The sequence below is a fragment of the Citrobacter cronae genome (assembly GCF_016893685.1).
Classification (GTDB): domain Bacteria; phylum Pseudomonadota; class Gammaproteobacteria; order Enterobacterales; family Enterobacteriaceae; genus Citrobacter; species Citrobacter werkmanii.
In genome coordinates, this window is the sequence record NZ_CP069763.1 from 1,405,175 (window position 1) to 1,416,330 (window position 11,156).

An 11,156-nucleotide genomic window follows, 5' to 3' on the forward strand; every position below is an offset into this window, starting at 1 on the left:
AACAGAATTTGCCTGGCGGCTGTAGCGCGGTGGTCCCACCTGACCCCATGCCGAACTCAGAAGTGAAACGCCGTAGCGCCGATGGTAGTGTGGGGTCTCCCCATGCGAGAGTAGGGAACTGCCAGGCATCAAACAAGTGAAGAAGCCCATCCTGCCGGATGGGCTTTTTTGCGTCTGTACGAAATGAAACCTGCCGGATGCGGTGTCCCGCCTTATCCGGCCTACGTTGTACTGAACGTATTTTGTAGGCCTGATAAGCGCAGCGCATCAGGCACATTGCGGCACCGTGGTTATCTTCTTACCCATTGCATAACAAAATCAGCAAGTTGCTGTATATCATTAATATCTAATGATGGAACATCCACAGGTAACGGAACATCACTGGCAACCGCGATAACAAACTCATCCATCGCCAACTCTTCAGAACTATGCCCGTAGCCCTCGCGAAAAAGCAGGATCTTCGCAACAGGTTCATGCTTAAATCCCTCAACCAGTACCATATCCAACGTCGAAGCATCCATCCTGCTTACCAGATACGCTAAATCCAGTTCGGGTTCTTCCGGTGTTTCTACCATTAACGCCCAACGTTGCTGACTGGCGACCAGTGTTTGTGCCGCCCCTGCCTTGCGCAGCTCATAGCTATCTTTGCCGGGCTTGTCGATATCCATATTATGGTGAGTATGCTTAATCAATCCGGGTCTAATACCTCTGGCGCGCAGCTCAGGGATCAGTTTCTTTAGCAGCGTGGTTTTTCCCGTACCGCTCCATGCCGCAATGGCAAGTAATGGGATCATGATTTTTCCTGCCATTTTGCGAGTTCTTCAGGTGTGTTCACGTTTACGAATGCATCTTTATGATCGCTGAAATCGACGGCATGACCGCCAGCCTGACGCATAAAAACCATGACGCGTCGTTCACCTGACTGAAGATAATCCTGTAGCAAGGGCTGCAAGGAACGGTGCATCAGGGCAATGGTCGGGTGATCTCTTTCCCCATCATGCACCCAGACGATTGGTGCAGCTTTGCGCTGCTCTTTTAAACGAGAGACCAGATCGTGAGGAATATAGGGCATATCGCACGGGCAGAACAAAAACCAGTCTCCCGCTTGCTGCAGGAATACCGACAGCATCCCGGCCAGTGGGCCAGGGAAATCGGCCAGGGCATCGGGAATCACTTTCAGGCCGCTTTGTTGGTAGATATCCCGGTGGCGATTGGCATTAACGACTACGGTTTCGACCTGCAAAGCGAGGGTATCGGCTACATGCCGCCAAAGCGGTTTACCGTCCAGCTCAAGCAAACCTTTATCCGTTCCGCCCATCCGTCTGGCCTTACCGCCCGCCAGCACAACCCCTGTTATTGCACTATCCAGAATCACTGATATCGCCTCTTTTAATGTGGGATTGACCCTGCTAACGTATCCGTATTGAGCCTAAGGAGCACAACCATGAAATGTAAACGCCTGAATGAAGTTATTGAACTCCTCCAGCCAGCCTGGCAGAAAGAACCCGATCTTAACCTGATGCAATTTTTACAGAAACTGGCGCAAGAGTCAGGTTTTGACGGTGAACTGGCGGATTTAACTGATGACATTCTGATCTATCACCTGAAAATGCGTGACTCGGCGAAAGACGCCGTCATCCCAGGTATTCAGAAAGATTATGAAGAAGATTTTAAAACAGCCCTTCTCCGCGCACGTGGCGTAATTAAAGAGTAAAAGCTTGTAATCGCCGCCACCGAAAGCGCTGCGAAATGATATCCTGAATCATTCGTAGTATTTTCCGGATGATGGGATGAACGACAACGCTTTTACTTTCCAGACGCTACACCCGGATACCATCATGGATGCGCTGTTTGAGCAGGGGATCCGGGTGGACTCCGGGCTTACCCCGCTTAACAGCTATGAAAACCGTGTCTATCAGTTTCAGGACGAAGACCGCAGACGCTTTGTCGTTAAGTTTTATCGCCCTGAGCGTTGGTCCGTCGATCAGATCCAGGAGGAGCACCAGTTTGCTCTGGAGCTGGTGAGCGATGAAGTGCCGGTTGCTGCACCGTTGGTACTGAATGGCCAAACGCTGTTAAGCCATCAGGGTTTTCATTATGCGATCTTCCCAAGCGTCGGCGGGCGCCAGTTTGAGGCAGATAACATCGATCAGATGGAGGCGGTTGGGCGCTATCTGGGGCGTATGCACCAGACTGGCGGCAAGCGTAATTTCGCTTTCCGTTCCACGATTGGCCTTGAAGAGTATCTGACCGAACCGCGTAAACTGTTTGAACAGGCCCAACTTATTCCATCAGGGCAAAAAGCAGCCTTCCTGAAAGCAACGGATTCACTTATTACAGTGGTTTCCGAATGCTGGCATACGCGTTTTGCCACGTTACGCCTGCACGGTGATTGTCATGCCGGCAATATTCTGTGGCGTGACGGCCCAATGTTTGTCGATTTAGATGATGCCCGCAATGGTCCGGCTGTTCAGGATTTATGGATGCTCCTCAATGGTGATAAAGCTGAACAACGCATGCAGCTTGAAACCATTATCGAGGCTTATGAAGAGTTTAGTGAGTTCGACACGACAGAAATCGGACTGATCGAACCTTTACGTGCTATGCGTTTAGTTTATTATCTTGCGTGGCTGATTCGACGTTGGGGTGACCCTGCGTTTCCAAAAAACTTCCCGTGGTTAACTGGGGAAGATTACTGGCATCGTCAGACCGCAACTTTTATTGAGCAGGCAAAAATTCTGCAAGAGCCCCCCTTACAATTAACGCCAATGTATTAATCGGAGAAACTTGAACATGAAAAAAATATGGCTGGCGCTGGCTGGTATGGTTTTAGCTTTTAGCGCATCTGCGGCGCAGTTCCAGGATGGCAAACAATACATCACTCTGGAAAAGCCTGTTGCGGGTGAACCGCAAGTGTTGGAGTTCTTCTCCTTCTACTGCCCGCATTGCTACCAGTTTGAAGAAGTGCTTCATGTGTCTGATAACGTGAAGAAAAAACTGCCGGAAGGCACCAAGATGACCAAATACCACGTCGAGTTTCTTGGGCCTTTGGGTAAAGATCTGACGCAGGCCTGGGCTGTTGCTATGGCACTTGGCGTTGAAGATAAGGTCACTGTTCCGCTGTTTGAAGGGGTTCAGAAAACCCAGACCGTTCAGTCTGTTGCAGATATCCGTAAAGTGTTTGTCGACGCGGGTATTAAAGGTGAAGACTACGATGCGGCATGGAACAGCTTTGTGGTGAAATCACTCGTGGCGCAGCAGGAAAAAGCGGCGGCTGATTTACAGCTGCAGGGCGTTCCGGCGATGTTCGTGAATGGTAAATACCAGGTAAACCCGCAGGGCATGGATACCAGCAGCATGGATATCTTTGTACAGCAGTATGCGGATACCGTGAAATTCCTGGTTAGTCAGAAGTAAAAGCGAAAGCCGGTCATTGACCGGCTTTTTTGTTTGTGGCTTTAATCGCATCTATTTGCGCGTCTTTCTCGCTCCAGAGCGTATTCAACCATAGCTGAAACCGACGCTTGAAACCTTTATCGTTCACGTAATCACCGTGCAACTCTTCTTGAATTTGCTCCAGGTTCACCCGCACGACAATACGCGTTAATTTGCCGCTCAGCATATCGTAGAAAGGGCGGCTGCTATTTTCCGGGTAGCACAACGTGACGTTCAGCAACTTATCAAACTGCGACCCCAGCACATTCAATGCCATAGCGATACCGGCCGCCTTAGGTGGGAGCAGGTTTTGATAGGGGGAGCGGGTTTGCTCACGTTTCTCGTTAGTAAAGCGTGAACCTTCGACAAAATTCACGATAGTTGTCGGGTGTACGCGAAACTTCTCGCAGGAACGACGCGTTGTTTCCACATCTTTACCGCGCCGTTCCGGGTGACGGAGCAGATAGCCGCGTGAATAACGTTTCATAAACGGCATATCCAGCGCCCAGCAGGCCAGACCAATAAACGGCACCCAGGCCAGCTGTTGCTTGAGAAAATATTTATTCATCGGGATGTGCTTACGGAACAGAACGCAAAGCACAACGATATCGGCCCAGCTGTAATGATTACAAATGAGCAGATACCAGTTTTTTTTGCTAAGACCTTCCAGCCCTTCGACGTCCCACTTCAATCGTGGATTGAGGTGTAGAAGTAGCGCCAGACCTTCACACCAGCAATACATCATGAAATTACAGAAGATGGAAACCTTGCGCCAGACGACAGGAACAGGCAAAAGGAGTTTTACAACCCCGGCAAGGATGATCGGCACAGAACAAAAAATCGTGACCAATATGGTCAATACGATACTCAGCAACAGCGTTATCGCAGCGAGTATTCTTGTCATAATTAAATTATTCAAAAGGTTAGCCATAGACAGTGCGCTAAAGAGGCGCAAGGGGCTAATTTTATCAGAAAACGAACCAAATGATGGATCTTCCCTGAATAGAAAAAAAAGGAATATCTATCCACATCAGGAGACAAGCGATAAAAATGGGATAAAATGCTGTAAGTTTCTTTAATTAACTGAAATATATGAAAAAATGTAATTGTTCAATAATTAACTTGCTATATTTAAAGCGCTGAAAATTTTTTATTCACAAAGTTATCCACAGTTTGATTTGCGATCAAAGCAGAAGAACTGCAAAAGTTTTTCGACAAAAACGGCGAAAAACTCATGTTTTCATCCCGTCTGTGGCATCCTTTACCCATAATCTGATAAACAGGCACGGACATTATGGTTCAGATCCCAGAAAACCCACTTATCCTTGTAGATGGCTCATCTTACCTTTATCGCGCATATCACGCGTTTCCGCCGCTGACTAACAGCGCAGGAGAACCTACTGGTGCGATGTACGGTGTTCTCAACATGTTGCGTAGCTTGATTCTACAATATCAGCCGACCCATGCTGCTGTGGTATTCGACGCTAAGGGTAAAACCTTCCGTGATGAATTATTCGAGCATTACAAGTCACATCGCCCGCCAATGCCTGACGATCTGCGTGCGCAGATTGAACCTCTGCATGCGATGGTAAAAGCGATGGGGTTGCCATTACTGGCTGTTTCAGGCGTGGAAGCCGATGATGTTATCGGTACGCTGGCGCGTGAAGCGGAAAAGGTTGGTCGTCCGGTGCTGATCAGTACCGGTGATAAAGATATGGCTCAGTTGGTGACACCGAACATCACCCTGATCAACACCATGACCAATACGATCCTCGGCCCGGATGAAGTGGTGAATAAGTACGGTGTGCCACCTGAGCTGATCATTGATTTCCTGGCGCTGATGGGCGACTCCTCCGATAACATTCCTGGCGTACCTGGCGTGGGTGAAAAAACGGCTCAGGCTCTGCTCCAGGGCTTGGGGGGGCTGGATACCCTTTATGCTGAATCTGACAAAATTGCGGGGCTGACTTTCCGTGGTGCGAAAACCATGGCGGGCAAGCTTGAGCAAAATAAAGAGGTGGCGTACCTCTCTTATCAATTAGCGACCATTAAAACAGATGTTGAGCTGGAGTTAACCTGCGAGCAACTGGAAGTGAAGCAGCCCGCAACAGATGAACTGCTTGGCCTGTTTAAACAGTACGAATTTAAGCGTTGGGTTGCAGACGTAGAATCCGGTAAATGGCTACAGGCGAAAGGAACGAAGCCAGCGGCTAAACCGCAGGAAACAATCGTCGTCGAGGCTACGCCGGAAGAACCTGCGACGGCTCTTTCCTACGATAATTACGTGACGATTCTGGATGAAGCGACGCTGGAAGAGTGGATCGCGAAGCTGAAAAAAGCGCCCGTTTTCGCCTTTGATACAGAAACTGACAGCCTGGACAATATCTCTGCGAATCTGGTTGGACTGTCTTTTGCCATTGAACCGGGCGTGGCTGCCTATGTTCCTGTTGCCCATGACTACCTGGATGCCCCCGATCAGATCGCGCGCGACCGCGCGCTGGCGCTGCTGAAGCCGCTATTGGAAGATGAGAACGCGCACAAAGTCGGGCAAAACCTGAAGTACGATCGCGGCATCCTGGCGAATTATGGCATCGAGCTGCGCGGCATCACCTTTGACACCATGCTCGAGTCCTACATTCTTAACAGCGTTGCCGGTAGACACGATATGGACAGCCTGTCGGACCGCTGGCTGAAACATAAAACCATTACCTTTGAAGAGATTGCCGGAAAGGGCAAAAACCAACTGACCTTTAACCAGATAGCGCTGGAAGAGGCCGGTCGTTACGCTGCGGAAGACGCCGACGTTACGCTACAGCTGCATCTGAAGATGTGGCCAGAATTGCAGCAGCATAAAGGGCCGCTGAACGTCTTTGAAAATATTGATATGCCGCTGGTGCCGGTTTTGTCTCGCGTTGAGCGCAACGGTGTGAAAATCGATCCGGCTGTTCTGCACAAGCATTCAGAAGAGCTGACGCTGCGTTTGAACGAGCTGGAGCAAAAAGCGCACGAGATTGCCGGCGAAGCGTTTAACCTCTCTTCCACCAAGCAACTGCAAACCATCCTGTTTGAAAAGCAGGGCATTAAGCCGCTGAAGAAAACGCCTGGCGGCGCACCATCAACATCGGAAGAGGTACTGGAAGAGCTTGCGTTGGATTACCCATTGCCGAAAGTGATCCTGGAATATCGCGGGTTAGCAAAACTGAAGTCGACCTATACGGACAAGCTTCCGTTGATGATTAACAAGAAAACCGGGCGCGTACATACCTCCTATCATCAGGCTGTTACCGCGACCGGGCGCTTGTCTTCAACGGATCCGAACCTGCAAAACATCCCGGTACGTAATGACGAAGGTCGTCGTATTCGCCAGGCGTTTATTGCGCCGGAAGACTACGTGATTGTTTCCGCGGACTACTCGCAGATTGAACTGCGTATCATGGCGCACCTCTCGCGTGATAAAGGCTTGCTTACCGCATTTGCCGAAGGGAAAGATATTCACCGCGCAACGGCCGCTGAAGTCTTTGGCTTACCGCTGGATTCAGTAACTAACGAACAACGCCGCAGCGCGAAAGCTATCAACTTCGGTCTGATCTACGGGATGAGCGCCTTTGGTCTTGCTCGCCAGTTAAATATTCCGCGCAAGGAAGCACAGAAGTACATGGATCTCTACTTCGAACGCTATCCTGGCGTGCTGGAATATATGGAACGCACGCGTGCACAGGCAAAAGAGCAGGGTTACGTTGAAACGCTGGAAGGTCGTCGCCTCTATTTGCCGGATATTAAATCCAGTAATGGCGCTCGTCGTGCGGGTGCTGAACGTGCCGCAATCAACGCCCCGATGCAAGGTACTGCCGCAGACATTATTAAGCGAGCCATGATAGCCGTAGACGGATGGCTGCAAACCGAGCAACCGCGCGTGCGCATGATCATGCAGGTTCACGATGAACTGGTGTTTGAAGTGCACAAAGATGACCTGGAAAGTGTGTCGAAAAAGATCCATCAACTGATGGAAAACGAGACCCAGATTGACGTGCCGTTATTAGTGGAAGTCGGTAGTGGTGAAAACTGGGATCAGGCGCACTAAGGGGTGACTGAATAACGGCCATTTTTCGTAACTAAGCAACATAAGATAGAACTTTTTGTGATGTCCATTAGAATTCCCTATGTAAGGAATGAAAAAAAATTACAAAAAGTGCTTTCTGAGCTGCTCAAAAAAGAGTAAAGTTATTCTCGTAGGGTACAGAGGTAAGATGTTCTATCTTTCAGACCTTTTACTTCACGTAATCGGATTTGGCTGAATATTTTAGCCGCCCCAGTCAGTAATGACTGGGGCGTTTTTTATTGTGCGCAAGAAAAGTTTCGCTCACGCCGTAGGCCGGATAAGACGCGCAGCGACGCCATCCGGCATAGCGGGAGATTATTCCCCGTCCTGAATCTCTTCAACCGGTGCCAGTTCACTAAACCAGCTATCCAGCTTCTGACGCAGTTTGTCTACGCCCATTTTTTTCAGTGATGAAAAGGCTTCTACCTGCACATCGCCATTAAATGCCAGCACGGCTTCACGTACCATATTCAGTTGAGCTTTGCGCGCGCCGCTGGCCAGCTTGTCTGCTTTGGTCAGCAGCACCAGAACCTGAACGTTGCTCTCTACCGCCCATAGGATCATCTGCTGGTCCAGATCTTTAAGCGGGTGACGAATATCCATTAACACGACCAGGCCTTGCAGGCTCTGACGTTTTTCCAGATATTCCGCCAGTGCGCGCTGCCATTTGCGTTTCATCTCTTCCGGCACTTCGGCGTAACCGTACCCCGGCAGGTCAACCAGGCGTTTGCCGTCAACGACTTCAAACAGGTTGATGAGCTGAGTACGGCCCGGTGTTTTAGATGTACGCGCCAGACTCTTTTGATTAGTCAGGGTATTTAGCGCACTGGATTTGCCTGCGTTGGAACGGCCAGCAAAAGCCACTTCGATTCCGGTATCGGAAGGTAAGTGGCGAATATCAGGCGCACTCATCACAAAATGCGTCTGTTGATAATTCAAGTTAGTCAAAGCGGTCCTCTCCATCAATCAAGGCTTTGCAGCGATTATACCTGAACACCAGCAAAAGGCTGGTTTTTCGACGCGTAGCCAGTGTAAGTAAAAACCACTCACTTTGTGAGACATTGCCGATAGTATCTATACGAGATGACAGGGTAAAAAATGACATGGCCCAAATAAATCATAGGGTTATGGTTAGGCAGTATTCTTAAAATCCGAAATTGTTACCTTGGTTACTTGTACGTTTAAGCCAAAACGGTAAAGTAGTGCCCATAGCGAGGAAGCTGACAGGATAGACGACTCAGGATGAGGGTCAGGAGCGCCAGGAGGCGAAGACACAGGATTGTCAGGAAGACAAACGTCCGGAGACGTTAGTAAAAGGAAATGGAAACAACACGGAATGTTTCAGGCTAAGGGAAAAACAGGGTGTGTTGATAGCCAACAGGGATAGTAGAGCCCGTAAGGGTTGAGAGTCAGGAAAAAAGGCGACAGATTACTCTGTCGCCTTTTTTCTTTATTTCTGCTAGATTCCGGCGCAAATATATACTGAATAAAAACAGCCAAAGACGAATCATGATGAAACCAACTTCTACACCACGCGGTAAAGGTCCTGCAAAAGCGCGTCGTAAAACACGCGAAGAAATTAACCAGGAAGATCGCGACCGTAAGCGCCAGAAAAAACACCGTGGCCATGCGGCGGGTAGCCGTGCGTCCGGAAGCGATGGCGCATCTGGTGGCGGAAAGCAAAATAAGCAACAAGATCCTCGTATTGGCAGTAAAACCCCCATTCCATTGGGCGTGACCGAAAAAGTCACCAAACAGCACAAACCGAAGAGTGAGAAACCTATGCTTTCACCACAGGCTGAGTTGGATTTACTGGAAACGGATGAGCGCCTGGATGCGCTGTTGGAACGTCTTGAAGCAGGAGAAACCCTGAGTGCGGAGGATCAGACCTGGGTTGATGCCAAGCTGGATCGCATTGATGAACTGATGCAAAAGCTGGGTCTCTCTTACGATGATGAGGAAGACGAGGAAGAAGAAGAAAAACAGGAAGACATGATGCGTCTGCTGAAAGGCGGCAACTAACGGTTTTACACCGTGGGTCTTCCCGTCCTGCTTATAACCCTTCCGGTTATATGTTATCTGGTGTGGTTATTCGTTAAACTACAGCGGTTGTCGCGGCGACAGAAGTGGCTGCGCAACCGGCTTATTACTCGCACAGGGGTTAAGCCGGTACGCCGTACCCGCCAGAGACGCCATCGGAAGGAGTGAGCATGTCAGAGCAGCTAATAGACTGGGACCTGGCCCTGATCCAGAAATATAACTATTCCGGGCCACGATATACCTCGTACCCAACCGCGCTGGAGTTTTCTGAAGACTACGGCGCCGAGGCGTTTTTAAACGCTGTGGCGCGATACCCTGAGCGTCCGCTCTCGTTGTACGTTCACATCCCGTTCTGCCATAAACTGTGTTACTTCTGCGGCTGCAACAAGGTTGTGACGCGTCAGCAGCATAAAGCCGATCAATACCTCGATGTGTTAGAACAAGAGATCATTCATCGCGCACCGCTGTTTGCCGGACGCCATGTCAGCCAACTGCACTGGGGCGGCGGCACGCCAACGTACCTGAATAAAGCGCAAATCAGCCGTTTGATGTCGTTGCTGCGTGGCAACTTCAACTTTAATGCGGACGCGGAAATCTCGATCGAAGTTGATCCGCGTGAAATTGAGCTGGATGTACTCGATCACTTACGTGCTGAAGGTTTTAATCGCCTGAGCATGGGCGTACAGGATTTCAATAAAGAAGTTCAGCGTCTGGTTAACCGTGAGCAGGATGAAGAATTTATCTTTGCGCTGCTGAATCATGCGCGGGAGATTGGCTTTACCTCGACGAACATCGATCTGATTTATGGCCTGCCAAAACAGACGCCGGAGAGCTTTGCCTTTACCTTGAAACGTGTGGCTGAGCTAAATCCAGACCGATTGAGCGTTTTTAACTACGCGCATTTGCCAACGCTGTTTGCTGCTCAGCGCAAAATCAAAGATGCCGACCTGCCCAGCGCGCAACAGAAGCTGGATATCCTGCAGGAGACCATCTCGTCACTGACCGAAACCGGTTATCAGTTCATTGGCATGGATCACTTTGCTCGCCCGGATGACGAACTGGCGATTGCTCAACGCAAAGGTGTGCTGCATCGTAATTTCCAGGGGTATACCACCCAGGGGGATACCGATCTTTTGGGGATGGGCGTATCGGCCATCAGTATGATTGGCGACAATTACGCGCAGAACCAAAAAGAGCTGAAGCGCTATTATCAGCAGGTAGACGAGCAGGGGAACGCGTTATGGCGTGGAATTGCGCTGACCCGCGATGACTGTATTCGTCGGGATGTGATTAAGCTGCTGATCTGCAACTTCCGCCTCGACTATGCCGCCGTGGAACAGCAATGGGATCTGAATTTTGCTGACTATTTTGCCGAAGACCTGAAACTGCTGGCGCCGCTGGCGAAGGATGGGCTGGTGGATGTGAATGAGAAGGGGATTCAGGTTACGCCTAAGGGCCGCCTGCTGATTCGGAATATTTGCATGTGCTTTGATGCCTATCTGCGCCAGAAAGCGCGGATGCAGCAGTTCTCACGCGTCATTTAGCCGGGTTGCCCGGTGGCGCTGCGCTTACCGGGCCTACG

At 50.0% G+C, this 11,156-nt stretch carries 11 protein-coding genes, 1 rRNA gene and 1 pseudogene; 9 read left to right on the forward strand and 4 right to left on the reverse strand.

Going from position 1 to position 11,156, the window contains the following annotated elements:
* Positions 1–11: 11 nt before the first annotated feature.
* Positions 12–127: ribosomal RNA gene (gene rrf / locus JSN25_RS06010) — 5S ribosomal RNA — on the forward strand.
* Between the two features lie 163 nt (positions 128–290).
* On the opposite strand, the gene mobB is transcribed toward rrf, so the two are convergent.
* Both mobB and mobA read right to left on the reverse strand, forming a co-directional pair.
* A complete protein-coding gene (mobB, locus tag JSN25_RS06015; RefSeq protein WP_204525526.1) occupies positions 291–794 on the reverse strand; it encodes a molybdopterin-guanine dinucleotide biosynthesis protein MobB in 504 nt (167 codons plus the stop codon).
* On the reverse strand, positions 791–1,375 hold the full coding sequence (gene mobA, locus JSN25_RS06020; RefSeq protein ID WP_038635818.1) for a molybdenum cofactor guanylyltransferase MobA: 585 nt from the start codon (positions 1,373–1,375) through the stop codon (positions 791–793). The genes mobB and mobA overlap by 4 nt, the downstream gene beginning before the upstream one ends.
* A 69-nt stretch (positions 1,376–1,444) precedes the next feature.
* Here mobA and JSN25_RS06025 point away from each other — a divergent pair, with 69 nt between their 5' ends.
* From JSN25_RS06025 to dsbA, 3 genes are all read left to right on the forward strand, one after another.
* A complete protein-coding gene (locus tag JSN25_RS06025) occupies positions 1,445–1,714 on the forward strand; it encodes a YihD family protein (protein WP_003028616.1) in 270 nt (89 codons plus the stop codon).
* A gap of 76 nt (positions 1,715–1,790) precedes the next feature.
* Positions 1,791–2,777, forward strand: coding sequence for a serine/threonine protein kinase (locus JSN25_RS06030; protein WP_204525527.1), 987 nt, complete (start codon positions 1,791–1,793; stop codon positions 2,775–2,777).
* Between the two features lie 16 nt (positions 2,778–2,793).
* Positions 2,794–3,417, forward strand: coding sequence for a thiol:disulfide interchange protein DsbA (gene dsbA / locus JSN25_RS06035; RefSeq protein ID WP_038635827.1), 624 nt, complete (start codon positions 2,794–2,796; stop codon positions 3,415–3,417).
* A 13-nt stretch (positions 3,418–3,430) separates the two neighbouring features.
* Here the strand turns inward: dsbA and JSN25_RS06040 are convergent, their stop codons facing one another.
* The gene (locus JSN25_RS06040) at positions 3,431–4,366 is read right to left on the reverse strand and encodes an acyltransferase (RefSeq protein WP_038635830.1); all 936 of its coding nucleotides are present in this window, start codon (positions 4,364–4,366) and stop codon (positions 3,431–3,433) included.
* 363 nt (positions 4,367–4,729) lie between these two features.
* On the opposite strand from JSN25_RS06040, the gene polA reads away from it, so the two are divergent.
* The gene (gene polA, locus JSN25_RS06045; RefSeq protein WP_085049698.1) at positions 4,730–7,516 is read left to right on the forward strand and encodes a DNA polymerase I; all 2,787 of its coding nucleotides are present in this window, start codon (positions 4,730–4,732) and stop codon (positions 7,514–7,516) included.
* A gap of 166 nt (positions 7,517–7,682) precedes the next feature.
* A complete protein-coding gene (gene spfP / locus JSN25_RS22540) occupies positions 7,683–7,730 on the forward strand; it encodes a small protein SpfP (protein WP_071892919.1) in 48 nt (15 codons plus the stop codon).
* 119 nt (positions 7,731–7,849) lie between these two features.
* On the opposite strand, the gene yihA is transcribed toward spfP, so the two are convergent.
* Positions 7,850–8,482, reverse strand: coding sequence for a ribosome biogenesis GTP-binding protein YihA/YsxC (gene yihA, locus JSN25_RS06050; RefSeq protein ID WP_069324898.1), 633 nt, complete (start codon positions 8,480–8,482; stop codon positions 7,850–7,852).
* 209 nt (positions 8,483–8,691) lie between these two features.
* On the opposite strand from yihA, the pseudogene JSN25_RS06055 reads away from it, so the two are divergent.
* The 3 genes and pseudogenes from JSN25_RS06055 to hemN all read left to right on the forward strand — a co-directional run bounded on the left by JSN25_RS06055 (position 8,692) and on the right by hemN (position 11,118).
* Positions 8,692–8,940 (forward strand): annotated as a pseudogene (locus JSN25_RS06055) (hypothetical protein).
* 103 nt (positions 8,941–9,043) lie between these two features.
* Positions 9,044–9,556 carry a Der GTPase-activating protein YihI gene (gene yihI, locus JSN25_RS06060; RefSeq protein ID WP_204525528.1) on the forward strand — a complete coding sequence of 171 codons (513 nt, stop codon included), beginning with the start codon at positions 9,044–9,046 and terminating at the stop codon, positions 9,554–9,556.
* Between the two features lie 188 nt (positions 9,557–9,744).
* Positions 9,745–11,118 carry an oxygen-independent coproporphyrinogen III oxidase gene (hemN, locus tag JSN25_RS06065; protein WP_038635842.1) on the forward strand — a complete coding sequence of 458 codons (1,374 nt, stop codon included), beginning with the start codon at positions 9,745–9,747 and terminating at the stop codon, positions 11,116–11,118.
* Positions 11,119–11,156: the final 38 nt, after the last annotated feature.

Excerpts from the sequence above, each read along its gene's own strand:
- JSN25_RS06030 (WP_204525527.1), top strand. The coding sequence starts at position 1,791 with ATGAACGACAACGCTTTTACTTTCCAGACGCTACACCCGGATACCATC.
- yihI (WP_204525528.1), top strand. The coding sequence starts at position 9,044 with ATGATGAAACCAACTTCTACACCACGCGGTAAAGGTCCTGCAAAAGCG.
- JSN25_RS06040 (WP_038635830.1), bottom strand. The coding sequence starts at position 4,366 with ATGGCTAACCTTTTGAATAATTTAATTATGACAAGAATACTCGCTGCG.
- dsbA (WP_038635827.1), top strand. The coding sequence starts at position 2,794 with ATGAAAAAAATATGGCTGGCGCTGGCTGGTATGGTTTTAGCTTTTAGC.
- JSN25_RS06025 (WP_003028616.1), top strand. The coding sequence starts at position 1,445 with ATGAAATGTAAACGCCTGAATGAAGTTATTGAACTCCTCCAGCCAGCC.
- hemN (WP_038635842.1), top strand. The coding sequence starts at position 9,745 with ATGTCAGAGCAGCTAATAGACTGGGACCTGGCCCTGATCCAGAAATAT.
- polA (WP_085049698.1), top strand. The coding sequence starts at position 4,730 with ATGGTTCAGATCCCAGAAAACCCACTTATCCTTGTAGATGGCTCATCT.
- mobB (WP_204525526.1), bottom strand. The coding sequence starts at position 794 with ATGATCCCATTACTTGCCATTGCGGCATGGAGCGGTACGGGAAAAACC.